Genomic DNA, 24728 nt, shown 5'->3' on the forward strand with positions numbered 1-24728 from the left:
CACCGAACAGTACGTATTTAATCCGGTACGCATAAATGCGCACCCGACGAAAGCCGCACCGAACAGTACGTATTTAACCCGGTGCGCATAAATACGCACTCCACGAAAGCCGCACCGGACAGTGTAGGGTCGCCATTAATGGCGACCGAAACGCACTTAAGTGGCAAGCGTCATGCCATGGCTGGCGACCGCAGATTACAGAATTGATTTCGCGGTGCTCACCACGTTCTCAACGGTGAAACCAAACTCTTTAAACAGCAGCTCTGCCGGCGCTGATTCACCGAAGGTGGTCATGCCAACAATCGCGCCATGCAAACCGGTGTATTTGAACCAGTAATCCGCGATGCCTGCTTCGATTGCCAAACGCGCCGAGACCGCTTTCGGCAGCACAGATTCACGGTAGGCTGCATCCTGCTTGTCGAAAGCATCGGTAGAGGGCATCGACACCACGCGCACTTTACGACCTTCGCCCGTCAACTGCTCATACGCCGCGACCGCCAGTTCAATTTCAGAACCTGTCGCAATCAGGATCAGCTCCGGCGTACCCTGGCAGTCTTTCAGCACATAACCGCCGCGCACCACGTTCGCCACCTGTTCAGCACTACGATCCTGCTGCGCCAGATTTTGACGAGAGAAGATCAAGGCGGTAGGGCCGTTGACGCGCTCGATGGCGTATTTCCATGCCACAGCCGACTCCACTTGGTCACAGGGACGCCACAGACTCATATTAGGTGTCACGCGCAGGCTCGCCATCTGCTCGACGGGCTGGTGGGTTGGGCCATCTTCACCTAAGCCGATAGAGTCATGGGTGTAGACCATGATCTGACGCACTTTCATCAACGCCGCCATACGTGCCGCATTGCGCGCATATTCCACAAACATCAGGAAGGTGGCAGTGTAGGGCAGGAAACCACCGTGCAGCGCAATACCGTTAGCGATCGCGGTCATGCCGAATTCACGGACGCCGTAGTGGATATAGTTGCCGGCAGGATCTTCGTTGATGGGCTTAGAGCCCGACCACATAGTCAAGTTACTGGGTGCCAGGTCAGCGGAGCCGCCGAGGTATTCCGGCAGGATTTTACCGAAGGCTTCAATCGCATTTTGCGAGGCTTTACGGCTGGCGATTTTTGCCGGATTCGCCTGCAGTTGCTCGATGAATTTCTGCGACTCAGATGCCCAGTTAGCCGGTAAAGTATTGTTCACGCGGCGTTTGAACTCGGCTGCCAGCTCCGGGAAGGCGACGGCGTAAGCTGCCAGTTTTTCATTCCACGCGGATTCTTTCGCCTGACCGGCTTCTTTCGCATCCCACTGCGCGTAGAGGTCTGAAGGAATTTCAAACGGCGCGTGGTTCCAGCCCAGCTGTTTGCGGGTCAGTGTAATTTCATCGCCGCCCAGTGGTGCACCGTGTGAATCATGGGTTCCGGCTTTGTTGGGTGAACCGAAACCGATCACAGTTTTACACATCAGAAGAGAAGGCTTATCCGAAACCGCTTTGGCTTCTTCAACCGCTTTCTTAATGGCTTCGCCGTCATGACCGTCTACATCACGCACCACGTGCCAGCCGTAGGCTTCAAAGCGTGAGGCGGTGTCGTCGGTAAACCAGCCATCAATGTGACCGTCGATAGAGATGCCGTTGTCATCATAGAAGGCCACCAGTTTACCCAGTTTGAGGGTACCGGCGATGGAGCATACCTCGTGCGAGATCCCTTCCATCATGCAGCCATCACCCATGAATACATAGGTGTGGTGATCGACAATATCATGGCCAGGACGGTTAAATTGTGCCCCCAGCGTGCGCTCAGCAATGGCAAAGCCTACGGCGTTAGCAATACCCTGACCTAGTGGGCCGGTGGTGGTTTCGACGCCAGGCGTATAACCATACTCGGGATGTCCCGGCGTTTTCGAGTGTAACTGACGGAAATTCTTTAGTTCACTAAGGGGCAGATCGTAGCCGCTGAGGTGTAGCAGACTATAAATCAGCATAGAGCCGTGGCCATTCGACAGCACGAAGCGATCGCGGTTAGCCCACTGAGGGTTGATTGGATTGTGTTGCAAAAAATCGAGCCACAAAACTTCAGCGATATCCGCCATGCCCATCGGGGCACCCGGATGTCCTGAATTCGCTTGCTGAACACCATCCATGCTCAAAGCACGGATGGCGTTCGCTCTTTCCCGGCGTGTTGACATAAGAAGCTCCAGAGGTGAGAAGTCGGTAATTATTTAGTATGTGAAACTTGTTCGTAGTAACCGATCTTCTCAACTTTGGCGGTTGAGCCGCCACCTTCAAACTCCGAGGCCAGCCAGGCATTGACGATATTTTTCGCCAATTCTGGACCGATAACGCGTGCGCCCATGGTCATGACCTGAGCGTTATTGCTTTTACGAGCACGCTCCGCGGAGAAAGTATCGTGACATTGCGCCGCGCGCACACCTTCCACTTTGTTGGCGACGATTGCTACACCAATGCCGGTGCCGCATAACAGAATGCCGCGCTCAAATTCATTTTTTTGAATGGCGGTTGCCAGTGCAAAAGCGACATCCGGGTACATAGGACGGTCATTTTGCGCGTCATTGGTGTAGTCCGTCACTTGATAGTCTTTTTCTTCAAGCAGTTTTTTAATGATGTTTTTCAATTCGATAGCCGCATCATCGGCGCCAATTGCGATTGTTTTCATCGTCATTCTCCAGCAGGGTTTGTTCTTACGCCTGAACGTTTGTTACGTAGGCGAGAAGATGTTCAGTGACAGCCTGCCATAAAAACCATCATATGTTCAATGGTTGTTCATATGTTTTGAGTGCGCATTTCCTGCCAGCACCTGCTGCGAGGGCTTGTGTCGCGCTGTTTGCGCAGGGAATTCCCGTAATTCTCCGAATTATTGCCAAATTTAAATCTCATGAGCAGGGTCACATTTTCACGCTTTGCAGTTGAGAGGTGCACAATTATACGTGTAGTGTTCATTTGTTCGCATAGCGATACCAATGTACAAGAAGACCCATCGAGGACTCGAACATGTGTCATTTACACCGTACCTCTCAGTACACCTGCAACCAGCGCTCCTTTGGCGTCTGGTCAACACCAATCAAAAGCTTTAACCACGCACGTCACGGAGGTGCGTTATGAGTCAGCAAACCATGACAGCGGTCGAGAAGTCCGCTATCAGTAAAATCTCCTGGCGTCTGGTGCCTTTCGTGGCGCTGATGTTCTTTATTAACTTCCTTGATCGCACAGCCATCTCATTTGCTGGGCCTAACGGTATGACGCAAGACCTCGGTCTGACCGGCGTACAGTTTGGTCTGGCATCGGGCATCTTCTTTATCGGTTATATCCTGCTGGAAGTACCAAGCAACCTGGCGCTGCATAAATTCGGCGCGCGTCGCTGGCTGGCACGCATCATGATCAGCTGGGGTATCGTGTCATTGCTGTTCACGTGGGTGAGCAGTGTCGAAGGGCTGTATACGTTACGCCTGCTGTTGGGTATCGCTGAAGCCGGCTTTTTCCCTGGCGCGATTCTGTATCTGAGCATGTGGGTCCCGGGCCGTCATCGTAGCAAGATTTTGTCGCTGTTCTATCTGGCTCAACCACTGACCGTGGTGTTCGGTGCACCGTTGGCTGCGGGTCTGATTCAGCAGCATGGCCTGTTTGGGCTGGACGGCTGGCGCGTGATGTTCCTGGGTGTCTCTATCCCAGCGATCCTCATCGGCTTCGTGGCGCTGTTCTGGTTGGTGGATTCACCGCGTCAGGCGAAATGGCTGACGGCTGAAGAGAAAACCTGGCTGACCAATGAGCTGGAAGCTGAGCATCAGCAGAAGCAGGGCCATCAGAAGCACAGCCTACGTTCAGTGATGGGCAACGGTCGTGTATGGACGCTGTGCCTGATCTACTTCGGCTTTATCTATGGCCTGTATGCGCTGGCCTTCTTCCTGCCGACCATTATCGGCGGCTTCCAGCAGCAGTTCGGCACCACCTTTAACGTGATGCAGAAAGGCTTAATTACCGGTGTGCCATACCTGATTGCCGCTGTGGTGATGTACTTCTGGTCAAAAGATGCCACACGTCGCGGCTGCAAAACCTGGCATATTGCGATTCCAGCACTGGCGGGCGGTATCAGCGTTCCCTTGGCGCTGTATATGGATTCACCGTTTACCACCATCATGGTGATTGCGATTACCGCCAGCTCTATCTTCGCTGCGTTGCCGAACTTCTGGACACTGCCAACGCAGTTCCTGACAGGTGCATCAGCTGCGGCTGCCATTGCACTGATTAATACCTTAGGAAACGTGGCGGGCTTCTCCGCGGGCTATATCACTGGCGCACTGCACGACGCCACCAACAGCTACGTCTTACCGATGTTTGTGGTCGGCGGATTCATGCTGCTGTCTGCCGTTCTCATGCTGTTACTTAATCGCCAACGTCCGCAGTCTCAGCCGACCTCTATCGCACAGGAGCACTAAAATGACATACCTGTTTAATCAACCTTCAGCCTTTGCTGCTGAACTCATTGAAGGCTTTGTCGCCGCCAACGCCGATAAAGTTCGTCAGGTTGCCGGGGGTGTGGTGCGCAGTACGCGCAGCCAGCCCAATACGGTTGCAGTGATTGTGGGCGGCGGTTCCGGTCATTATCCGGCCTTCGCCGGGTTGGTTGGACAAGGTCTGGCACACGGTGCGGCAATGGGTAACCTGTTTGCTTCGCCGTCTGCCCAGCAAATCTACAATGTGGCACGAGCAGCCCATAATGGTGCTGGCGTGTTGCTGATGTTCGGCAACTACGCGGGTGACGTACTGCACTTTGGCCAGGCTTGCGAACGCCTGCGTGCTGAAGGCATCGCCTGCGAAATTCTGGCGGTAACCGATGACATCTCCAGCGCCAGCAAAGATGAGCTGACGAAACGTCGCGGTGTGGCGGGTGACTTGTGTGTCTTTAAAGCGGCCTGTGCTGCAGCAGAGGCGGGCGACGATCTGGCTACCGTGCTGAAGAAATCGCATCACGCGAACGATCGCACCCGTACTTTTGGCGTGGCCTTCGCGGGTTGCACCTTACCTGGCGCGACGCATCCACTGTTTGAAGTGGAAAAAGGCCGTATGGCGCTCGGATTGGGGATTCACGGAGAGCCAGGTATCAGCGAAACCGACGTACCCCGTGCCGATGAGCTGGCAGAAATTTTTGTTGAGCGTCTGCTGAGTGAACTGCCTGTTGATATCAAACAGATTGCAGGCCAGCGTGTAGCGGTGATCCTGAATGGCTTAGGTTCCGTGAAGTATGAAGAACTGTTTGTGGTGTATCGCCGCGTAGCCCAGTTGCTTGATGCAGCAGGATTAGACGTGGTTGAGCCAGACGTGGGCGAGTTTGTCACCAGTTTCAATATGGCCGGTGTTTCACTGACGTTAATGTGGCTGGATGAGGAACTGGAAACACTGTGGCGCGCCCCCGCCAATGCGCCGGCTTATCGTAAAGGAAGCGTCTTGATCGCTGAGCCCTTAAGCGTAGCCGAGTGCGAAGAGAGCGCTGAAGAAGCGCTGCCACAGGCTTCTGCCGAATCTCAGCAAAGTGCACAACGGGTCTTAACCATTCTGGAATCTGTCGCTGACTTGTTACAGCGTAACGTTAAAAAACTGGGTGATATTGATGCGGTGGCCGGTGACGGTGACCACGGCATTGGTATGGAACGCGGCGTGCTTGGCGCGGTTGAAAAAGCGCGTGAAGTGGCTGCGCGTGGTGCGGGAGCGGGGAGCTTGCTGTGCCGTGCAGCGGATGCCTGGGCAGACAAAGCCGGGGGCACTTCCGGGGCATTGTGGGGTGTCGCCTTAACCGCGCTGGGAACCTCAATTGGCGATAATCAATCGCCGGATGCGCAACGTGTTGCAGCTGGGGTAAAAGACGCTAAAGACGGCATCATGCACTTTGGTAAAGCCAAAGTTGGCGACAAAACCATGGTTGATGTGTTGGTGCCGTTTAGCGACAGTCTTAACGCAGCAGTCGCAGAGGGCGCTTCGCTGACCGATGCCTGGCTGGCGGCGGCAAAAGTGGCCGATAAGGCCGCGCAAGATACGGCACATCTTGTTCCAAAAATGGGGCGTGCTCGCCCGTTAGCAGAGAAAAGTGTTGGCACGCCGGATGCCGGTGCGATTTCACTGGCGATGATCGTCAACACGGTTGGCGACTGGCTAAAAGAACAGAAAGTCTCTCAGTAAGGAACATCACTATGTCTCAGCCCAAGATCTGGCTCGGCGTCAGCCTGAAAATGTATTTCGGTTATCAGCAAACATTGGACTGGTGCCGCAAAGTAGCCGGACTGGCGCAGCTTCCGGCGGTGAAAAACGGAGAAGTGGGGCTGTTCGTACTGCCTGCCTATCCTGCCATCCCAGCCGTTGCCGACATCTTTGCTAAAACGCCGGTTCGCTTTGGTGGGCAGGATGTATGTCAGGCCGAGAACGGTGCCTGGACCGGTGAAGTGAGCGCCAGCATGTTGCAGGAGCTGGGTTGTTCACTGGCCGAAATTGGTCATGCAGAACGTCGTCGTCATTTCCATGAAGATAAAGTGCAAATTGCGGCCAAAGTCGCCATGTCGTTGCGCCATGGTTTAACGCCGGTGTTATGTATCGGCGAAGAGCAACAGGCTGAGCCGGCGCAGGCGATTGCCTTGTGTGAGCAGCAGCTCGCTGAAGCCTTAGCGGATGCCGCACAACAAGGGCTGAGTGGTGAAGTGTTCTTCGCCTATGAACCGCAATGGGCGATTGGTGCACCGCAGCCTGCACCCGACAGCTACATCCGTGCGGTCTGTGCAGGCCTGCAGCAATTGAAAACGCCAAACGGTATCACATTGAAAATTATTTATGGCGGCAGCGCGGGTCCGGGACTGATTCAGCGTCTTGGTGCAGACGTCAATGGCCTGTTCCTCGGCCGCTTTGCCCACGATCCTAACGCGCTGGCGCAAATCATTGAAGAAGCCAGCGTGCTGGCCAAGGAGATCCGTTAATGAGCCGTATCGGACTCAGTACCTATGCCTTTTTCTGGCGCATGTCCAGCAAAGTGCCGAATCCGCTGACACTGGAGCAGATGCTGCAACAGACCGCTGAGATGGATGTGTCGGTGTTTCAGATTTGTGATTACCCGGTGATTGAAAGTTGGTCAGACGAGCAGTTACAGGACCTTCGCCAACTGGCCGACAAGCTTGGCATCACGCTGGAACTGGGTACACGCGGCTTGGGCACCGCCCATCTGCGTCGCTATCTGCATATGGCAAACATTCTCGATGCGCGTGTGGTGCGCTCGATGTTTTACACCGCCGATCACCGCCCGTCACTGGACGAAGCGGCTGAACTGATTGCCGCTGTATTGCCAGATTTTGCGCGTCAGCAGGTGCGTTTGTGTCTGGAGACCTACGAGCAGGTCAACAGCGGCGCAATGATGTCTGTGATTAATAAGTTCTTGTCGCCGTGGCTGTGTGTCTGTCTGGATCCGGCTAACTGCGTGGCAGGGCTAGAATTGCCTGAGCAGGTCATCGCCAATACTGCTGCGCGGGTCGGCAATCTGCACATCAAAGATTTCGCCTTTACGCGTCGTGATGGCTGGGTCGGCTTTACCTATGCGGGTTGCCTGATGGGCGAAGGCCTGCTGGATTATGACCGGATGATCGCCAGCGTGCGCCCGGTAGAAAGAGAGATTAACCAAATAGTCGAACACTGGTTGCCGTGGCAAGACGATGCCGCGCTGACCTGCGAGCGAGAAGCCGAGTGGACTCGCCGCACCGTTGAATTCTTACGTAGTAAACAAGATCAGGAGTAATACCGATGAGCAATACATTAAAAACCATCACCGTGATTGGCGCCGGCGGCAAAATGGGTATGCGTATTTCTGCCAACTTCCAGAAAAGCGAATATCAGGTGTTTTACGTTGAAAACTCCCCGAAGGCGCAGGAACAAGTCACTGCACAAGGCCGTGAGTTGTCTGATGCGGCTTCCGTGGTGCCGGTCAGTGATGTGGTGATCCTGGCTGTGCCGGATATCGTGTTGGGCAAAGTGTCAGAAGGCGTGGTGCCGCAGATGAAAGCGGGGGCCATTTTGCTGACGCTGGACCCCGCTGCAGCCTACGCTAACCTGATCGCGCATCGTGATGGCATTGAATACGCGGTAGCCCATCCTTGCCACCCGTCGGTGTTCCTGGAGCGTTATACCAAAGAAGAGCATGCGGATGCCTTCGGTGGTATCGCCGCTGTTCAGCACGTTGCGGCATCTTATGAAACCGGCTCAGATGCGCAGAAAGAAGCGCTGAGCAAAGTGATCAGCGTGATGTACGGGCCGGTAGAAGCCGTGCATTGGGTTACCGTGACGCAGCTGGCATATCTTGAGCCAACGCTGGTGGAAACTGTGGCCTGCATGGTCGGCGCATTTATGAAAGAAGCGCTGGATGAAACCGTAAAGCACAGCGGCGTGCCAGAAGAAGCCGCGAAAGCGATGCTGTATGGTCATATTCAGATCGCGCTGGCCGTGGCTTTCCGCGCCACCAACCCGTTCTCAGATGCCTGTATGATTGCGATGGAGTACGGCCGCGAGAAAATTGTTAAGCCAGACTGGAAACAGATCTTCGATCAGAAAGAGCTGGATATCGTGATCGCCCGTATGTTGAAAATCGACGCAATCAAACGCTAAGCGTGATGCGTCTTACGACTCGCGACGCCGCTGTCTGGCGAAGCGAGTCGTATCAATGATATAACTCCTTCCTCAAATCAAGTGTCACGATACAAGACAGGTAACGGATGGAAAAAAACACGCTTTCTCAGGACTCCGAGCTGCTGACAGAAATTGCTGTAGCCTATTATCAGGACGAAATCACCCAGGAGGAGATTGCGCGTAAGTTTGGGATTTCCCGCATTAAAGTTGGCCGACTGCTCAAGCGCGCGCGTGAAGAGGGTATCGTCGAGATTAATGTGCGCTACCATCCGGTGTTCAGTACACGCCTTGAACAACAGCTGCAAAACCGTTTTCCCCAACTGCAACGTGCGCTTATCGCACTGGATTCACCGGACGATGAAGATCAACGCCGTCAGGTAGCCGCATTGGTGTCATCACATCTCGCACAGTCACTAAAAGACAATGCCATTGTTGCTGTCGGGCAGGGCCGTAATGTCGCTGCAGTGGCTGATTATCCCGGCCAAGTACCGACGCGCAATTGTCTGTTTATCAGTGGCATTGGCGGGACGCATCGCCCCGGTGACGCCATCAACGCCGACCACATTAGCCGTCGTCTGGCAAAGAAGTTTGGCGGTATCAGTGAAACCCTCTATGCCCCAGCGTATGTGGAGCATCGTGAACTGCGTGATGCTTTTATGCAGAACGGCACCATCAAAGAAACGTTGGATCGCGCGCGTAAAGCCGATGTCGCGTTGGTGGGAATCGGTGATATGAATGAAAACAGCTATATGGTGAAACTCGGCTGGTTTACCCCGCATGAAATTATTGATGCGCATGTAAATCAGGGCGTGACCGGTGACGTGGCGGGTTACGACTTCTTCAATTCCCAAGGGCAGCATGTCGATACGGTGATGAATGACCGTGTCATTGGCCTCAGCATCGAAGAATTGCGCAAGATCCCCTGCGTGATTGCGATTGCCTCAGAGAATACCAAAGCCATGGCCATTCTTGGTGCATTACGAACGGGTGCAATCGATATTGTCGCTACCACGGCACAAAATATTCGTACGATTTTGAGTATGTCGCAGTAGTGGAAAATGTCTAAGACTGCCTAAGAGAGTTTATAAGACATTAATTTAACGGCGGTGATCGCCGTTAATATCGATTTTTATAAACTCCCACTGTAAATTCAAATGAGCATTTTTCTGTAGTCACCCAACCGTCATCTCATCACCATAAATCCTTCATTTCACTAGGCTAGCTTACCGCCATTCTGTTTTCAGGACTGCGGATGCATGAGCCACCTTTCGCTTCATCACATCACTAAAGCCTGGGGCGAAAAAATCGCCCTGAACGACATCAGTTTTGACGCCGCTGAAGGCAGCTTCGTCGCGCTGCTCGGCCCTTCAGGCTGTGGTAAATCCACGCTGCTACGCACTATTGCCGGGCTTGAAACCGCCGACAGCGGCGAGATCCATTTCAAACACAGCGATATCACACATTTACCGCCGTCGCAGCGTAAACTCTCCATGGTGTTTCAATCCTATGCGCTGTTTCCGCATCTCAATGTGCGTGAGAACCTGCTGTTTGGCCTGAAAGCGCGTGGAGAAGACAAGCAGACGTTTACCACACGCCTGGATGACGTCAGTAAACTCATGGAGCTGGATAAACTGCTCGATCGGCTACCTTCGCAACTCTCGGGTGGGCAGCAGCAACGCGTAGCGCTGGGTAGGGCGGTGATTGCTAATAACAATCTGTGTTTGATGGATGAACCGCTGTCCAACCTCGATGCCAAACTACGTCAAAGCATGCGTCGTGAAATTCGCGCGTTACAAAAGAAACTGGCACTGACCATGCTGTATGTCACGCATGACCAGACAGAAGCAATGAGCATGGCGGATAGCATTATCCTGCTCAATGACGGCCATATTGAGCAGCACGGTACGCCCAACGACCTTTACAACAATCCTGCCACTATTTTCGCTGCACAGTTTATTGGTGCGCCACCGATGAACATCTTGCCGCTGCATGCGAAAGGTGAGCAGCACTATCTCAGTCATCTGCAGACTCCCGTGGTGGAGCGTTGCGATGAGGTCGCACTCAGCCTGGGGCTTCGTGCCGAGGATATACAGCTTATCTCCGCCGATAATGCGGCGCTCACCGCGCGTGTTATCAGTTACGAATATATGGGGTCTGACACCTTACTGGCCTGTCAGCTTGCAGGATTGTCCGAACTTGTGACCGTCAAAGTGCCGGGTATGCAGCGCTATGACGAGGGCAGTCTGGTTGGCTTGCAATGGTCCGCCGCCCGTCAATACCTGTTTTCAAGCACCAGTGGCAAACGCTGTGCGTCTGCCGAACAACAAATGTTTTTCTCACAGAAAAAATACGCTGTTTAACCGTTGTTTTTCGCCCAAGGGATAATCATGTCTGCGATTCGTTACTCACGTCTGGCCTCTGCTGTATTACTCTGTGCAACTGCATCCGCCTTTGCGGCGGACCCTGTCAAACTGCAGATGTACTATCCGATCGCGGTCGGTGGCAAAGTCAGCCATACCGTTGACTCGCTGGTGGCTGATTTTGAAAAAGAGCATCCAGAAGTGAGCATTCAGCCGGTTTATACCGGTGATTACGCGACTACGGTCACCAAGGCCCTGACGGCATTTCGCGGCGGTAATGCCCCGCAATTGGCCGTAATCGGCGATATTGAAGCCTATTCCTTGATCGACGCGGGCGCGATCGTTGCCGCCAGCGATCTGGCCACCGGTGATGAAGGTAAAAAGTGGATCGACGGTTTCTATCCCGCCTTCCTGCGCCACATCGACGGCAAAGTGTGGGGTGTGCCGTTCCAGCGTTCTACCGTGGTGATGTACTGGAACAAACAAGCCTTCGAAAAAGCAGGGCTGAATGGCGATACGCCGCCGGCTAACTGGCAGCAAGTGGTCGAGTTTAGCAAGAAACTGACCATCAAAGATGCCAACGGTGTCAGCCAGTGGGGTATTGAGATCCCGTCAACGCCAAACGGTTATTGGAACTTCCAGGGGCTTTCTGCCACCAACGGCGGTCGTCTGGATAACGGCAAAGGCACAGCCGTTAACTTTAATACGCCGGGCAACATCGAAACGCTACAGTGGTTGACCGATCTCGGCCAGAAAGAAGAAGTGTCACCGAAAGGGGCGATTGCCTGGGGCACCACGCCACAGGATTTCATCAGCGGCAAAACGGCCATGATGGTCACCACGACGGGTAACCTGACCAACGTGCGAGACAATGCCAAATTCCCGTTTGGTGTCGCGATGTTGCCAGAGAAAACCCAACGCGGTAGCCCAACCGGCGGCGGTAACCTGTATGTGTTCAAGAATGCCACGCCTGAACAGCAAAAAGCCGCCATGGAATTTATTCGTTGGGTGACATCGCCGGAACAAGCGGCGCGCTGGAGTATTGCTACCGGTTATGTGGCAACCTCGCCAGCGGCATGGGATACCACAGTGATGAAGGATTACGTCAAAGAGGTGCCTCAGGCGCTGGTCGCACGTGAGCAGTTGAAGTATGCGCAGCCAGAACTCTCGACCTATAACAGCGTGCAGATTCAGGATGCGCTGAACCACGCGGTTGAAGCAGCGGTAACGCAAGCCAAAACGCCTGCAGAAGCCCTGGAAGGTGCGCAAAAGCAAGCCGATCGCCTGTTAAAGTCATACCAGTAACGGAAGCGCTATGAGCACGATTCTCTCGAGTATGCCGCTACGTCGTCCAGCATTGTGGAAGATGCAGCTTTATGGATATTTGTTGGTATTACCCGCGCTGTGTTTTTTGTTGCTGTTCACGCACTATCCGGCGGTGGCGACCATCTGGGAGAGTCTGTTTAGCGCTTCACGTAACAATCATCCGGCCCATTTTGTTGGGCTGGATAATTACATGGCGTTGCTGGATGACGACATCTTCATTCAGTCGCTGTGGAATAACTTGTTGTATGCACTGATCACCATTCCGCTGGCGGTGATCCTCGCTTTGCTGATGGCGCTGGCGGTGAATCGGCGCATGGCGGGTAACGCTATGGTACGTGCCGCTTTCTTTATCCCTTCGCTGCTGCCGATGATCGCGATCGCCAATTTATGGCTGTTTTTCTACACGCCGCAGTTGGGATTGCTGAATAAGCTTCTGGCACTGTTCTCACTGCCGGCGGTTAACTGGCTAGGGGAACCGAGTACGTCACTCTACTGTTTAATGGCGGTCTCGGTGTGGCGAGAAGCGGGCTTCTTTATGATCTTTTATCTCGCGGCATTGCAGCAGATCGACCCACGACTGAGTGAAGCCGCGCAGATTGAGGGGGCGTCGCGCGGATATTTCTTCCGTCGCGTCCAGTGGCCACTCTTAATGCCCACTACGTTGTTTGTGTTAATCAATGCGTCGATGAATGCGTTCCGTATTGTGGATCAGGTGATTGCCATGACCAATGGCGGGCCGAATAACAGTAGTAGCCTGTTGCTGTTCTATATCTATCGCACTGCTTTTAGCTTCTGGGACATGCCCGCGGCGGCCGCTATGACGGTGGTGCTGTTGGTGATTCTGGCGGCGATTGCACTGATTAAATTCAACCTGCTGGACAAGCGAGCCCATTATCAATGAAGACATCTCTCTCGTTGGGCAAGGTGTGTCTCAATTTCACCCTGTGGCTGGGCGCTTTATTATGGTTTCTGCCGATTCTGGTCGCGCTGTGGGTTGCTATCCACCCGGCATCCGATCAAGCCAGCTTTGTCTTATTCTCACCGCTGACTTTTGATAACTTTATCAAAGCCTGGCATGCCGCTCCGTTTGCGCGCTACTTCCTTAACACTACATTGCTGGTGCTGATGATTGTGGTGGTACAGCTGATTCTGGCAACGATGGCGGCTTACGCGCTGGTGCGCTTCAAAATGAAATTCTCCGGGGGTATCTTTGCGCTGATATTACTGCAATTGATGATCAGCCCCGATGTGCTGATTCTGAATAACTATAAAACCATTGGTGCACTTGGCCTGCGCGATACGTTGACCGGTATTGCGTTGCCTTATTTTGCTTCCGCGTTTGCTATTTTCCTTCTGCGCCAGACGTTTAAAAGTATTCCCTTGGTGCTGGAAGAGGCGGCGGTCGTCGAAGGTGCCAGCCGCTTTTACATTCTGCGCAAAATCTATATTCCTCTGGCAAAGCCGATTTATATTGCTTTTGCGCTGGTGTCGATCAGCTTCCATTGGAACGATTTCTTGTGGCCACTGGTCATTACCGACTCGGTCAACGTACGACCGCTGACCGTAGGTTTACAGCTGTTTTCTGCACCGGAGCAGGGCGTGCAGTGGGCATTGATTGGCGCCGCCACGTTGATGACCACCTTGCCGTTATTGGTGTTGTTCCTGATTTTTCAGCGTCAGTTTATTCAGTCATTCATGCGTGCCGGTATCCGCTAAGGAGTGCTTCCCGTGACCCATCCGCATCCATTGACCTCATCACAGCGCGAGTTATTAGGCGATGTGGCTGAACTTTATGCGTTGCCTGATTTACGTCCTACCGCCTTAGATCGTACGCTGCGCTTTGGCCTGATTGCTGATCCACAATACGCCGATGTGGCACCTGACATCGCTAACAATCTTTACTACCGTCACGCGCTGCATAAACTTCCGCAGGCGATATCAGCGTTGAATCAACAGCCGCTCGACTTTGTCGTGACCTTAGGTGATTTAGTGGATCGCCACTGGGAAAGCTATGCGACAGTTTTACCGTTGTACGACCGCCTCGAACATCCGCATGCGGTGGTATTGGGGAATCACGATGTACAGACGATTGCACAGCATCTGAATAACCGCGCGGCGCTGCCCAAAAGTTATTACGCCTTTCGCTTAGCAGGTTGGCGCTTTATTGTGTACGACGGCAATGACGTCAGCCACTACTGCAATGCTTTGAACGGTGATGATTATTATCAAGCGGAGACATTGCTGGCTGATTTGCGTGCCCAGCAGCAACCGCAGGCGCAGCCGTGGAATGGGGCGGTGGGGCAGCAACAGTTAGCGTGGATTGAGCAACAGTTGATTGAAGCGCGTCAGCAGGGTGAGAATGTGGGCGTGTTTGGTCATTATCCGCTGGCACCGCCTACCACACATATTCTCATGAACGCCCATGTGCTGGTGGACCTTCTAACTAGTTACAACATACGGTTTTGCTTTTCTGGTCATGACCATCGCGGCAACTTTGCACGCATCGGTCAGGCCGGCTTTTATACCATGAAAGGCATGCTGGATGGGCCAGCCGATGCCCCATTTGCAGTGGTTGAGGTTACCGAAGATAGCGTAAAAGTAAATGGGTTCGGTGGAGAGGTGAGCCGCACCTGAAATTCGAGCGGCTACTCTGTGGTTTAACTGGCGCGTTTTAACGGTTGCACATTCTGCTGTTGTCGGCGAATCGCAATCTCTTCTGCGCGTTGTAGCAGCTGTTGTAGGTCATCCTCATCGATATCCAACAGTTGTCCATTTTCCAACGCTTTATGAAGGTCGTCACGCGTGATGGGAACTTCCAGTGCGACCGGCTGCGGTTTAGGCTCATTCGACGCCAGCGCATGAGGGTAGCGACGCCCGGCCAAATTATTGAAAATCAAGGCCAGCAGGGCTAAGCACAGCGAATTAAGCAGTACCGGCGTCAGAACAAAGTGATAACCCAATTGCTGCACGCCATTGCCGCCGAGTACTGCCGTTAACGCCACCGCACCGCTAGGTGGGTGCAAACAGCGTAACTGGAACATCAGCAAAATCGCCAGACCAGCCGCAATACCGCAGGCCAACGCCGGGTTGGAGACATACATTGCAGTGGTGACACCAATTAAACCTGCGACCAGATTGCCGCCGATAATTGACCACGGCTGTGCTAATGGACTACTGGGTAAACCGAAAAGCAATACCGCCGATGCCCCCATCGGTGCCACAAACCACAGGTTCACCTCACCCAGCAGCCAATGGCTGGTCAGGCTGGTGATCATCAATCCAATACCCGCACCCAGACTGGCCATCGCCATCTGCTTTTTAGCTCCAGGTAGTGGATGCGGCCAAAAGCGCGCGAGAAAAATACGCAATGATGCCAGCCTGTTGATGCGGCGAGATTCGGTCATGGCGGAAGGGCTCTGTCATAAGAAAAAACGATGGATGCAGATTGTCGCCGATCGATTTGTTGAGAACAACCACAATGTTAGTGTGCTGTTGCGCTCAGGTGATTAAAATACGCATCAATGCGGTGATGATTAACAGCGGCTTACACTACGTCTAAGGTTGATGTATAGTCCGTTTTTTTTTGGAGGAACCATGCTGCCCAACTCATCCACCCGCCTGAACAAATACATCAGCGAGAGCGGAATCTGCTCGCGCCGTGATGCCGACCGCTACATCGAACAAGGCAACGTTTTTATTAATGGAAAGCGCGCCACCGTGGGTGCTCAGGTGTTTGCCGGTGATGAAGTTAAAGTTAATGGGCAGTTGATTGAACCGCGCAATGAAGAAGATCTGGTGCTGATCGCACTGAATAAACCCGTGGGCATCATTACTACCATGGAAGAGGGTGAGCGCGACAATATCGGGGACTTTGTTAACCACAGTAAGCGCGTGTTCCCAATTGGTCGTCTGGATAAGGATTCGCAAGGGCTTATTTTCCTGACTAACCACGGCGACCTGGTGAATAAGATTTTACGTGCTGGCAATAATCACGAAAAAGAGTACGTGGTCACGGTAGACAAACCCATTACCGACGAGTTTATCGCCGGAATGGCAGGCGGCGTGCCGATGCTGGGGACCGTAACCAAAAAATGCAAAGTGAAGAAAGAGTCGACCTTTGTATTCCGTATTATTTTAGTTCAGGGTCTGAATCGCCAGATTCGTCGTATGACCAAGCATTTTGGTTTTGAAGTAACCAAACTTGAGCGTACACGCATTATGAATGTGAGCCTTAAGGGTATCCCATTGGGCGAGTGGCGCGATTTCACCGACGACGAACTGATCGAGTTGTTTAACTTGATCGAAGACTCTTCCTCTGAAGATCAAAAAACTCAGCAAACGCAGGCGAAAAAGAAACCTGCCACTCCGGCGAAGAAGCCCGTCATGAATGGGCCGAAACAGAGCGAGAAAACAGCGGGAAAACCGGCTGGCCGCCAGCGTTTTACACAGCCTGGGCGTAAAAAGAAAGGGCGGTAAACCTGTTGCACGCGAGTACGCACCAGACAAACGCTGCATAATTCCGTTGTTCGGTCGCCATTCCAGGCGACCGAAAAGACTTACTTGTCGTTGCCGAATCCCTGCTTCTTCAGCGCGGGCAACACATCCGGGAAGTATACTTTGCTGTAATAACCGCTCACGCTTTCACTCCAGCTTTCACCGTCATGACGCCCGGTGTCCTTCCAGTGCTGCAAAATTTCTTTGTTATAGTCGGCAATATGCTGCTCCAAACCTGCACGTTGATAACGTTCATCATGGCGGAAGGTCGCCAGTGGCAGACGTGGCTTCTGCGCCGCAGGTTGATCAACATGCCCCATCACTACGCCCGCAACCGGGAAGGTGTGCTCTGGCAGGTTCAGTAAGGCAATCAGCTCCTGCGGCACACGACGAATACCGCCGATTGGCACGATACCGAGCCCTTCAGCACGCGCGGCCGCCATGAGTGTACCCAGAGCAATACCGACGTCCGTCGAACCCGACACAATACTCTCGATACTTTGATGTGCCAGTTGCTGGCGATCGATAGCGGCCATGGCTACCTGAGACTTGTGCATGTCCAGCACCAAGGTAATAAATACCGGGGCTTTCGCAATCCAAGGCTGACCACCGGCAATCTGCGAGATTTGCGCGCGTTTAGCAGCATCGCGAGACACGACTAATGACACCTGCTGTGAGTTCACCGAAGTCGGTGCGCGATACGCAGCAGAAATGATGCGATCTAATACTGCATCGTCAACGGGTTGGTCGGTAAAGCTACGGTCACTTTTATGGCTAGTAAAGATATCGATCAAAGAACTCATGGTGCCTCCTGGTTAGATGGCAGGAGCCTATCAGAAGGTGACAGGAATAAACTTAACCGTTATTGCCGTGGCTAACTGATTATTTTTGATAAGTAATAAGCATTTAAATACAAGAGCCCGAAAAAACCGGAACAATTTTATTAATCATCTCACTATTTGTTCCGGATTTATTTATCCATACTTTTCTTCAACACAGGAGGATACGATGAACAATGCAAAATGGTTAGATGAGATGCAGCACCTCTATGCAACGCAGCCTCGGCCAGCATGGATTCCACGCATTTTTTGGCTCACCACGCAGCAGCGTACCCAGATTTTGACAGAGCTGCTTTTACCGCAAACCAAACGAGTGTGAAGGATCATGATGCCGGTTATTTTTAAGTTGCATAACCGGCCTTAATCATTGCTCCTCAGCCACTTTCACCACGGTCTTACCGAAGTTCTTGCCTTTTAGCATATCGAAAAATGCCTGTGGCGCATTCTCCAAACCCTCGATCATATGCTCGCGGTAGTGAATTTTTTCCTGCTCAACCAAGGGTGCCATCGCCTGTAAAAATTCAGGATAACGATCACCATAATCCTGAAAAATAATGAAACCCTGCAGTCGAATGCGGCGTTTCAGAATGCCGCTGAGGATCTGCGGGGTACGATCCGGGCCTTGCGGGAGGCGATTGCCACTACTGTAGCTGGAGACTAAACCACAAACCGGCACGCGCGCAGCCGTGTTCAGCAGCGGGAATACCGCATCAAACACTTTGCCACCGACGTTTTCAAAATAGATATCAATGCCATCAGGGCAGGCGTTTGCCAGCTGCTGAGCGAAATCTTCACTGTGATGGTCCAGACAGGCTGAGAAACCCAGTTTCTCAACGGCATAGCGACATTTCTCTTCGCCACCGGCGACGCCCACAACATGGCAACCTTTTAGCTTACCAAGCTGCCCAACGGTTGCGCCCACTGGGCCGGTTGCGGCGGCGACCACCAACGTCTCACCAGCCTTTGGCTGTCCAATATCCAGCAGCCCCATATAGGCGGTGAACCCTGGCATGCCGAGAATACCCAACGCCCAGGAAGGATGGGGCAGTTTGCCGATTTTACTGACGCCGCTGCCATCCGAAACGGCATAGCTCTGCCAGCCACTGCCTGCCAGCACCCAGTCACCGGCTTTAAAATCAGGATGCAGTGACTCGGCGACTTGAGAGACCGTCCCACCCACCATGGGTTGATCGAGCTGAGCCGGGGCCGCATAAGATTTGCTGTCATCCATACGACCGCGCATGTAGGGATCAAGTGACAGGTAAACGGTGCGCAACAACATTTCACCGTTATTCAATGCGGGAATCGGTTGTTCAACCAAACGAAAGTTGTCTTTGGTGGGTTCGCCATTGGGGCGAGAGGCGAGCAGCCAAGCATGATTGACGTTTGAATGTTGTGCCATGGAAACCTCATTGTTGTGATCGATCTAGCAAGTGTAGCTGATAGTTAAACCTCGCCAGAATGTTGCTATATAATAACATTTGGTTCATTATTGGTGTTTTGTTGCTATATAACAACATTTGAGGGTCTATGCTGCCGGGTATGCTTGATATTGGTCAAAAGTGCCAAGAGAAACGAAAGGCGAAAGGGTGGACACAAAGCACCGCGGCCACGCATGCGGGAATCCACCGAACGGTCATTTCACAAATAGAAAATGGCCTTTATTCCGGCTCCCTTAAAGCATTGACCCTCTATCTGAACGCGCTGGAGATGAAGCTTTCGGTGCAGTCAGCCGGTATGCCACAGTTAGATGAATTGGAGGCGTTGTTTAACGATGACTGATTTAACGCAGCTTGCCAAACCCATACGGCATATTGAAGTTTATAGCGGTGGTGAATACAGCGGAAGATTATTGCATGAGAAGGGAAGCTATAATTTTAGCTATGATTCCGAAAGCGCCAGGGCTGTTTCACTAACAATGCTTGCTGATAATCGTCTTGGTTACAACGGCAGTCGCTTATTCAACATCTTTGAAATGAATATTCCTGAAGGATATGTACGCTATCATATTGCAGAGCGGCTTCGCCGATATGTGGGTAATGTCAACGACATGCTCTTTCTGGCCTTACAGCAGGATACAGGTATTGGTGCATTATCTTACAAGAGTGACATAAACTTCCCTCGCCCTTCACCTGAAAAGCTTGATGACTTGTTGCATTGGGATCATAAAGAGAGTGCGTTTCAATATTTGCTAAATAAATATTTACTGCAAACGTCAATCTCTGGTGTGCAACCCAAAGTGATGATCAGTACTGAGAGTCGCGGTACGGTGCTGTATCCCAACTTGATCGCCAAAACAGGGGATGAAGAGTATCCGCGACTCGCTGAAAATGAGTTCATATGCATGTCACTTGCCAAGCTCTGCGGGCTTAAAGTGGCAGATTTCTGGTTATCAGACAATAAAGAACTCTTCATTATGGAGCGCTTTGATATTCAACAAGATAAGCGTCTGGCCATGGAAGATTTTTGCGTGCTATCGGGAAAAACTTCGGACCATAAGTACAGTGGATCCTATGAAACCGGTGGCAAGATTGTGAGCTTATTTACTCGCGACCAGTCGCAGGTTGAACAGTATTGGCGCTATGTAATCTTCAGCTGCATGGTAGGTAATGGCGATGCGCATCTAAAGAATTATTCATTGCTGTATTCGGCTCAGGATAATACCTCACCTAAGCTATCTCCTCTCTATGATGTCGTTAATACCGACATTTATCCCACCACAGATAAAGAATTAGCGCTCAAGTTAAACAAAAGCAAAAAATTTCCCAACAGAGATGATTTATTGAAGTTTGCACGTGAGCTAAAAATCATTAAACCTGCATCTGTGATGGAACAGTTTGCGGATGTGATTAACGAGCAGTTAGTCAAGGGGACACTATTTGCAGATTTTCCAGAGTTAAAGGAGTCCATAGGCCGTTCACTGACTCGCAGTATGGCAACCAATAATCTGTTCCTGACAACCGATGTAAAACGCCCTAAAAAACGTAAGACGGATTCCCTGCTGTGAAAGGCAGACAGGCTTTAACTTCGCAGTGAGCCAGCGCACAATCCCACGCAAAAGTTTTTGCTGCGAAATAAGCTAACCTACTGAATAAACTGACGTGATGTGCAACTGCACAGACGGTCTCGGGCACTTTCACATAACGGCTCTCAAATCAGCTGCGTATACCTATAGCGGTGCTAATAACCCAATAGGTGACGCATGACGCTTCAACAATCTTCTGATTTAGCAGCAGATCACAACGCACACATTGCTTCAGCCATCGCGAAGTTTTTCCGCCGTATCATTCCGATGCTGGCGGTGATGCTCATCGTTAACCAGATTGATCGCGCCAATATCGGCTTCGTTAAAGCGGAGCTACAAGCCGATGCCGGAATCAGTGCCGCCGCTTTTGGTTTTGGCGCGGGGCTATTTTTTATTGGTTATGCGCTGTTTGAAGTGCCCAGCAACTTGATGCTGAAGAAACTCGGGGCGCGGATCTGGCTCACTCGCATCATGATCACTTGGGGTATCGTGGTGGTGATGACCGGGTTTGTGAGTACGCCGCTGCATTTTTATGTTCTACGCTTCTTGCTCGGCGTGGCCGAAGCGGGATTCTTTCCCGGCGTGCTGTTCTACTTTCGTCAATGGGTCCCCAATGCCTGGCGCGGGCGGGCAACAGCCATGGTATTAAGTGCCACGGCCAGCGCCTTTCTGTTTTCAGGTCCTCTTACGGGCGCCATTCTGATGCTGCATGACGTGAACGGCCTGGCCGGTTGGAAGTGGGTCATGTTCCTGGAAGGAGGCGGTTCCATCGTCATCGGACTCTTGGCCGCCTTGGTGTTGGTCTCCAAACCCCAGGATGCTAAGTGGCTCAATGCCGCAGAGCAGCAGGCATTAAAACAGCAACTGGCACTGGAAGACGCGGCGCGTGATGTGAATGCCAAAGAGTATGGCCGCTGGGGCCTGCTGCGCGATCGTAGCCTACTGTTCTACTGTCTCATCTTCTTCACTATGACCATGACCGGATACACCCTAGTGTTCTGGCTTCCGCAAATTATCCAGCGTATTCAGGGCTATAACAGTTTTGAAATTGGGCTGCTGACGGCAATTCCCTGGCTATGCGCGATAGTTGCCCTGTTTCTGTTGGGCAAAACCACTGACCGCTATCGCGACAAGCTGGATAAAGGGCTGGGTATCGCCATGCTGATTGCCGCTTGCGGCACGTTTATGGCGACCCTGGGTTCCCCTTGGTTTGGTTTTTTCGCGATGATCGTTGCTTGTATCGGCTCCAAAGTGAGCGCCGCCTTTTTCTGGCCGATGCCGCAAAGCGAATTACCCGCATCCATTGCCGCGCCCGGCATCGCATTGATTAACTCGATTGGCAACCTCGGCGGCTTCTTTGCGCCCACGGTGTTTGGCTACCTCGAACTTCATACGGGCAGCACCACCGGCGGACTCTACGCCTTGACCAGTGTTTCGGTCATCACTGGTGTAGGGCTGCTGTTGCGTCGTAAACCTGTTCCACCAGCATTCGGTCACAAGGAGAGAAACCATGTCCGACACACCAGTCATTAACACCATGCGCGTTGTACCTGTCGCGGGGTACGACAGTATGTTGCTGAATATTGGCGGCGCGCATAACTGCTATTTCACACGTATTCTGGTGTTCCTGACGGACTCGTCAGGGAACGTTGGTGTCGGTGAGACACCTTGCCACGCATCCACCTTACAGTTGCTGGAAGGGTTCCGCCCGCTGATTGTGGGGAGTTCACTGATGCGAGCGAATGCGACCTTGAGCCAGCTTTTTGCCAGCGACGCACGCAGCCAACAGACCTCTCATACCAACGACATTCATATCCCGCAAATGAACCCGGAGAAGTTTTATAACGCTGCGGCGGCCATTGAAGCGGCACTGTTAGACCTGCAAGGTAAATTTCTCAACCTGCCTGTTGCCGATCTTCTTGCCAGCGGGAAGCAGCGGGATCGCATTCCCGTGCTGGGCTATCTGTTCTACATCGCAGATCGTAAGCGCACCAATATGCATTACCGAACCGGTGAGGATGAGCCTGAAGGTTGGTTGCGCAGGCGCCATCAACCTGCGATGGACAGTGCAGCCGTTGTCGAACTGGCTGAAGCCGCGGTCGATAAATACGGCTTCCGCGATTTTAAGCTCAAAGGCGGTGTTCAGCACGGTGAAGTGGAAGTTGAAACCGTTGAGGCGTTGTTGTCGCGTTTCCCGCAGGCTCGTGTCACGGTCGATCCCAATGCCAGTTGGTCATTGGAAGACGCGATCCGTTTTGGCAAGCAACTGGCGGGCAAAGTGCCTTACCTGGAGGACCCCTGTGGTGCTGAGCAGGGGTATTCTGGGCGTGAAACCCTGGCCGAATTTCGACGAGCCACCGGTGTGTCCGTCGCGACTAACATGATCGCCAATGACTGGCGGCAGTTGCATCATGCATTGCAGCTCAATGCCATCGATATTCCCCTTGCCGATCCGCATTTTTGGACCCTGCGTAACGCTAACGTGGTGGCTCAACTGTGCAACGAATGGGGGCTCACCACGGGTTGCCACTCCAACAATCACTTTGATGTCTCTCTCGCCATGGTGGCCCATCTGGGGGCTGCTGCCCCTGGCGACCGCCAAACGGCCTTCGATACACACTGGATTTGGCAGGATGGCCAGCAATTAAGCCATCAACCTCCACAGATCCGTGACGGGTATCTGGAACTCCCGTCAGGACCAGGGTTGGGCATTGAAATGGATATGCAACGCGTTGAACAGGCGCATGCGTTGTATAACGCGCTCCCTGATAAGAACCGCAACGATGCATTAGGGATGCAATTCTTGATAGATAACTGGCGTTATGATGCGAAACGGCCTGCGCTGGTTCGGGGAGAAAGGAAATGAAGAAGACTTTTCAGGTCGCCACTTTACTGGCAGCCATGGCATTAAGTACGCCGCTGTTGGCGAAAACCTTTGTTTATGTTTCCGAAGCGGATGATGGCACCATCGCGCGTTATGCATTGAATGAGCAAACCGGTGCTTTGCAGTTGCTTGGGCGCACGCCCGCGGGAGGTAAAGTGATGCCGCTGGCGCTAAGCGCTGACCACCAGCATCTGTATGCGGCTATCCGCAGTAAACCTCTGCGGCTACAGAGTTGGAAGATAGACCGTGCCACGGGCGATCTGAGTAAAACCGGCGAAGTCTCTGCCGCAGCCAGTTATCCCTATATCAGCACCGATAAACAGGGACGATTCCTGCTTGGCGCTTCTTACGACGGCGATGTTGTCCACGTGTATCGTCTGGCTCAAGAGGGCGGTGTGATCGCACCTCCCGTTGGCAGCTACAAAACCGGCCATGCAGCACACTCGGTGATTGTGGATGATGCCGGGCAAACCGCCTATGTTGGCAACCTCGGCACCGATCGTGTGCTGCAATTAGAACTCAGCAAAACGGGGGAACTTAGCGCACTGGCAAATGGCTACGTGAAGACCGCAGCGGAAAATGGGCCGCGCCACTCTGTGCTGTCTCCAGACCAACGCTATCTCTACAACGTGGGGGAAATGGGCGGCATCATCACGCAGTACAGTCGTAATGCTCAGGGCGAGCTGTCGAAAATTGCCGAGACACCGAATGCGGTGGCGGCGGAGTATAAGCTGCAACACGGTCTTGAGCGCCCGCCGGGCTACAGTGACACCACGCCGCGCATTTGGGCAGCAGATATTCACATCACCCCCGATGGACGTTTTCTCTACGTCAGCGAGCGCACCAGCAGTACCTTGACGGGTTACCACGTGGATAAAAACAGTGGCAAGCTGACGCTGATTGGCAGTTGGCCGGTCGAGCAGCAGCCCCGCAGTTTTGCGATAACCGGTGATGGCCGTTGGCTTATCGCCAGTGGTGAAAAAAGCAAGGTCACAGGCAGCTATGCGATTGATAGCCAAAGCGGGGCGTTGAAAAAAGTCAGTGAAGCGCCGGCAGGGGGAGATGCAAACTGGGTGAGCATCGTGAGTGACTAAGTTTTCGCTGATCTGGCGCAGTAAATCGCGCCAGATTG

At 52.8% G+C, this 24728-nt stretch carries 23 protein-coding genes; 18 read left to right on the plus strand and 5 right to left on the minus strand.

What is annotated here, in order from left to right; all coding sequences use genetic code 11:
• Nucleotides 1-195 precede the first annotated feature (195 nt).
• Nucleotides 196-2187, minus strand: coding sequence for a transketolase (tkt, locus tag HA51_RS12910; RefSeq protein ID WP_084934891.1), 1992 nt, complete (start codon nucleotides 2185-2187; stop codon nucleotides 196-198).
• Nucleotides 2188-2216: 29 nt separating this feature from the next.
• A complete protein-coding gene (rpiB, locus tag HA51_RS12915; protein WP_084934892.1) occupies nucleotides 2217-2675 on the minus strand; it encodes a ribose 5-phosphate isomerase B in 459 nt (152 codons plus the stop codon).
• A 442-nt stretch (nucleotides 2676-3117) separates the two neighbouring features.
• On the opposite strand from rpiB, the gene HA51_RS12920 reads away from it, so the two are divergent.
• From HA51_RS12920 to HA51_RS12970, 11 genes are all read left to right on the plus strand, one after another.
• The gene (locus HA51_RS12920) at nucleotides 3118-4452 is read left to right on the plus strand and encodes an MFS transporter (protein ID WP_084934893.1); all 1335 of its coding nucleotides are present in this window, start codon (nucleotides 3118-3120) and stop codon (nucleotides 4450-4452) included.
• A gap of 1 nt (nucleotide 4453) precedes the next feature.
• Complete coding sequence (locus HA51_RS12925) at nucleotides 4454-6190, plus strand: dihydroxyacetone kinase family protein (RefSeq protein ID WP_084934894.1); 1737 nt, start codon at nucleotides 4454-4456, stop codon at nucleotides 6188-6190.
• Nucleotides 6191-6201: 11 nt separating this feature from the next.
• The gene (locus HA51_RS12930) at nucleotides 6202-6975 is read left to right on the plus strand and encodes a triose-phosphate isomerase family protein (RefSeq protein ID WP_084934895.1); all 774 of its coding nucleotides are present in this window, start codon (nucleotides 6202-6204) and stop codon (nucleotides 6973-6975) included.
• Nucleotides 6975-7784, plus strand: a complete 810-nt coding sequence (locus tag HA51_RS12935) for a sugar phosphate isomerase/epimerase family protein (protein ID WP_084934896.1) — start codon at nucleotides 6975-6977, stop codon at nucleotides 7782-7784. Before HA51_RS12930 ends, HA51_RS12935 begins: the two co-directional genes overlap by 1 nt.
• A gap of 5 nt (nucleotides 7785-7789) precedes the next feature.
• On the plus strand, nucleotides 7790-8647 hold the full coding sequence (locus HA51_RS12940) for a phosphogluconate dehydrogenase C-terminal domain-containing protein (protein WP_084934897.1): 858 nt from the start codon (nucleotides 7790-7792) through the stop codon (nucleotides 8645-8647).
• A 107-nt stretch (nucleotides 8648-8754) separates the two neighbouring features.
• On the plus strand, nucleotides 8755-9720 hold the full coding sequence (locus tag HA51_RS12945) for a sugar-binding transcriptional regulator (protein WP_084934898.1): 966 nt from the start codon (nucleotides 8755-8757) through the stop codon (nucleotides 9718-9720).
• A 204-nt stretch (nucleotides 9721-9924) separates the two neighbouring features.
• A complete protein-coding gene (locus HA51_RS12950) occupies nucleotides 9925-11028 on the plus strand; it encodes an ABC transporter ATP-binding protein (RefSeq protein ID WP_084934899.1) in 1104 nt (367 codons plus the stop codon).
• Nucleotides 11029-11055: 27 nt separating this feature from the next.
• A complete protein-coding gene (locus HA51_RS12955; protein ID WP_084934900.1) occupies nucleotides 11056-12333 on the plus strand; it encodes an ABC transporter substrate-binding protein in 1278 nt (425 codons plus the stop codon).
• A gap of 10 nt (nucleotides 12334-12343) precedes the next feature.
• Nucleotides 12344-13255, plus strand: coding sequence for a carbohydrate ABC transporter permease (locus tag HA51_RS12960; protein WP_084934901.1), 912 nt, complete (start codon nucleotides 12344-12346; stop codon nucleotides 13253-13255).
• Nucleotides 13252-14070 carry a carbohydrate ABC transporter permease gene (locus tag HA51_RS12965; protein ID WP_084934902.1) on the plus strand — a complete coding sequence of 273 codons (819 nt, stop codon included), beginning with the start codon at nucleotides 13252-13254 and terminating at the stop codon, nucleotides 14068-14070. The genes HA51_RS12960 and HA51_RS12965 overlap by 4 nt, the downstream gene beginning before the upstream one ends.
• A gap of 12 nt (nucleotides 14071-14082) precedes the next feature.
• Nucleotides 14083-14988, plus strand: coding sequence for a metallophosphoesterase (locus HA51_RS12970; protein WP_084934903.1), 906 nt, complete (start codon nucleotides 14083-14085; stop codon nucleotides 14986-14988).
• A 23-nt stretch (nucleotides 14989-15011) separates the two neighbouring features.
• Here the strand turns inward: HA51_RS12970 and HA51_RS12975 are convergent, their stop codons facing one another.
• The gene (locus HA51_RS12975) at nucleotides 15012-15758 is read right to left on the minus strand and encodes an HPP family protein (protein WP_084934904.1); all 747 of its coding nucleotides are present in this window, start codon (nucleotides 15756-15758) and stop codon (nucleotides 15012-15014) included.
• Between the two features lie 190 nt (nucleotides 15759-15948).
• Here HA51_RS12975 and rluF point away from each other — a divergent pair, with 190 nt between their 5' ends.
• On the plus strand, nucleotides 15949-16830 hold the full coding sequence (gene rluF / locus HA51_RS12980) for a 23S rRNA pseudouridine(2604) synthase RluF (RefSeq protein WP_084934905.1): 882 nt from the start codon (nucleotides 15949-15951) through the stop codon (nucleotides 16828-16830).
• 80 nt (nucleotides 16831-16910) lie between these two features.
• Here rluF and HA51_RS12985 read toward each other — a convergent pair whose 3' ends face one another.
• On the minus strand, nucleotides 16911-17651 hold the full coding sequence (locus HA51_RS12985) for a nitroreductase family protein (RefSeq protein ID WP_084934906.1): 741 nt from the start codon (nucleotides 17649-17651) through the stop codon (nucleotides 16911-16913).
• 205 nt (nucleotides 17652-17856) lie between these two features.
• Between HA51_RS12985 and HA51_RS27110 the strand changes: the two genes are divergently transcribed.
• Complete coding sequence (locus HA51_RS27110; protein WP_158087369.1) at nucleotides 17857-18006, plus strand: hypothetical protein; 150 nt, start codon at nucleotides 17857-17859, stop codon at nucleotides 18004-18006.
• Between the two features lie 45 nt (nucleotides 18007-18051).
• Here HA51_RS27110 and HA51_RS12990 read toward each other — a convergent pair whose 3' ends face one another.
• Nucleotides 18052-19089, minus strand: a complete 1038-nt coding sequence (locus tag HA51_RS12990) for an NADP-dependent oxidoreductase (RefSeq protein ID WP_084934907.1) — start codon at nucleotides 19087-19089, stop codon at nucleotides 18052-18054.
• A gap of 128 nt (nucleotides 19090-19217) precedes the next feature.
• Here HA51_RS12990 and HA51_RS12995 point away from each other — a divergent pair, with 128 nt between their 5' ends.
• The 5 genes from HA51_RS12995 to HA51_RS13015 all read left to right on the plus strand — a co-directional run bounded on the left by HA51_RS12995 (nucleotide 19218) and on the right by HA51_RS13015 (nucleotide 24690).
• Entirely contained in the window at nucleotides 19218-19469 is a 252-nt protein-coding gene (locus HA51_RS12995) for a helix-turn-helix domain-containing protein (protein WP_084934908.1), read from the plus strand.
• The gene (locus HA51_RS13000) at nucleotides 19462-20694 is read left to right on the plus strand and encodes a type II toxin-antitoxin system HipA family toxin (protein ID WP_084934909.1); all 1233 of its coding nucleotides are present in this window, start codon (nucleotides 19462-19464) and stop codon (nucleotides 20692-20694) included. Before HA51_RS12995 ends, HA51_RS13000 begins: the two co-directional genes overlap by 8 nt.
• A 195-nt stretch (nucleotides 20695-20889) precedes the next feature.
• A complete protein-coding gene (locus HA51_RS13005; protein WP_084934910.1) occupies nucleotides 20890-22245 on the plus strand; it encodes an MFS transporter in 1356 nt (451 codons plus the stop codon).
• Entirely contained in the window at nucleotides 22223-23578 is a 1356-nt protein-coding gene (locus HA51_RS13010; protein WP_084934911.1) for an enolase C-terminal domain-like protein, read from the plus strand. Before HA51_RS13005 ends, HA51_RS13010 begins: the two co-directional genes overlap by 23 nt.
• The gene (locus HA51_RS13015) at nucleotides 23575-24690 is read left to right on the plus strand and encodes a lactonase family protein (RefSeq protein ID WP_084934912.1); all 1116 of its coding nucleotides are present in this window, start codon (nucleotides 23575-23577) and stop codon (nucleotides 24688-24690) included. The genes HA51_RS13010 and HA51_RS13015 overlap by 4 nt, the downstream gene beginning before the upstream one ends.
• Nucleotides 24691-24728: the final 38 nt, after the last annotated feature.

Origin of the sequence: Pantoea rwandensis (genome assembly GCF_002095475.1) — a bacterium.
Classification (GTDB): Bacteria; Pseudomonadota; Gammaproteobacteria; order Enterobacterales; family Enterobacteriaceae; genus Pantoea; species Pantoea rwandensis.

Coding starts and splice junctions, on each gene's coding strand:
- tkt (WP_084934891.1), bottom strand. CDS start 2,187: ATGTCAACACGCCGGGAAAGAGCGAACGCCATCCGTGCTTTGAGCATG.
- rpiB (WP_084934892.1), bottom strand. CDS start 2,675: ATGAAAACAATCGCAATTGGCGCCGATGATGCGGCTATCGAATTGAAA.
- HA51_RS12920 (WP_084934893.1), top strand. CDS start 3,118: ATGAGTCAGCAAACCATGACAGCGGTCGAGAAGTCCGCTATCAGTAAA.
- HA51_RS12925 (WP_084934894.1), top strand. CDS start 4,454: ATGACATACCTGTTTAATCAACCTTCAGCCTTTGCTGCTGAACTCATT.
- HA51_RS12930 (WP_084934895.1), top strand. CDS start 6,202: ATGTCTCAGCCCAAGATCTGGCTCGGCGTCAGCCTGAAAATGTATTTC.
- HA51_RS12935 (WP_084934896.1), top strand. CDS start 6,975: ATGAGCCGTATCGGACTCAGTACCTATGCCTTTTTCTGGCGCATGTCC.
- HA51_RS12940 (WP_084934897.1), top strand. CDS start 7,790: ATGAGCAATACATTAAAAACCATCACCGTGATTGGCGCCGGCGGCAAA.
- HA51_RS12945 (WP_084934898.1), top strand. CDS start 8,755: ATGGAAAAAAACACGCTTTCTCAGGACTCCGAGCTGCTGACAGAAATT.
- HA51_RS12950 (WP_084934899.1), top strand. CDS start 9,925: ATGAGCCACCTTTCGCTTCATCACATCACTAAAGCCTGGGGCGAAAAA.
- HA51_RS12955 (WP_084934900.1), top strand. CDS start 11,056: ATGTCTGCGATTCGTTACTCACGTCTGGCCTCTGCTGTATTACTCTGT.
- HA51_RS12960 (WP_084934901.1), top strand. CDS start 12,344: ATGAGCACGATTCTCTCGAGTATGCCGCTACGTCGTCCAGCATTGTGG.
- HA51_RS12965 (WP_084934902.1), top strand. CDS start 13,252: ATGAAGACATCTCTCTCGTTGGGCAAGGTGTGTCTCAATTTCACCCTG.
- HA51_RS12975 (WP_084934904.1), bottom strand. CDS start 15,758: ATGACCGAATCTCGCCGCATCAACAGGCTGGCATCATTGCGTATTTTT.
- rluF (WP_084934905.1), top strand. CDS start 15,949: ATGCTGCCCAACTCATCCACCCGCCTGAACAAATACATCAGCGAGAGC.
- HA51_RS12985 (WP_084934906.1), bottom strand. CDS start 17,651: ATGAGTTCTTTGATCGATATCTTTACTAGCCATAAAAGTGACCGTAGC.
- HA51_RS27110 (WP_158087369.1), top strand. CDS start 17,857: ATGAACAATGCAAAATGGTTAGATGAGATGCAGCACCTCTATGCAACG.
- HA51_RS12990 (WP_084934907.1), bottom strand. CDS start 19,089: ATGGCACAACATTCAAACGTCAATCATGCTTGGCTGCTCGCCTCTCGC.
- HA51_RS12995 (WP_084934908.1), top strand. CDS start 19,218: ATGCTGCCGGGTATGCTTGATATTGGTCAAAAGTGCCAAGAGAAACGA.
- HA51_RS13000 (WP_084934909.1), top strand. CDS start 19,462: ATGACTGATTTAACGCAGCTTGCCAAACCCATACGGCATATTGAAGTT.
- HA51_RS13005 (WP_084934910.1), top strand. CDS start 20,890: ATGACGCTTCAACAATCTTCTGATTTAGCAGCAGATCACAACGCACAC.
- HA51_RS13010 (WP_084934911.1), top strand. CDS start 22,223: ATGTCCGACACACCAGTCATTAACACCATGCGCGTTGTACCTGTCGCG.
- HA51_RS13015 (WP_084934912.1), top strand. CDS start 23,575: ATGAAGAAGACTTTTCAGGTCGCCACTTTACTGGCAGCCATGGCATTA.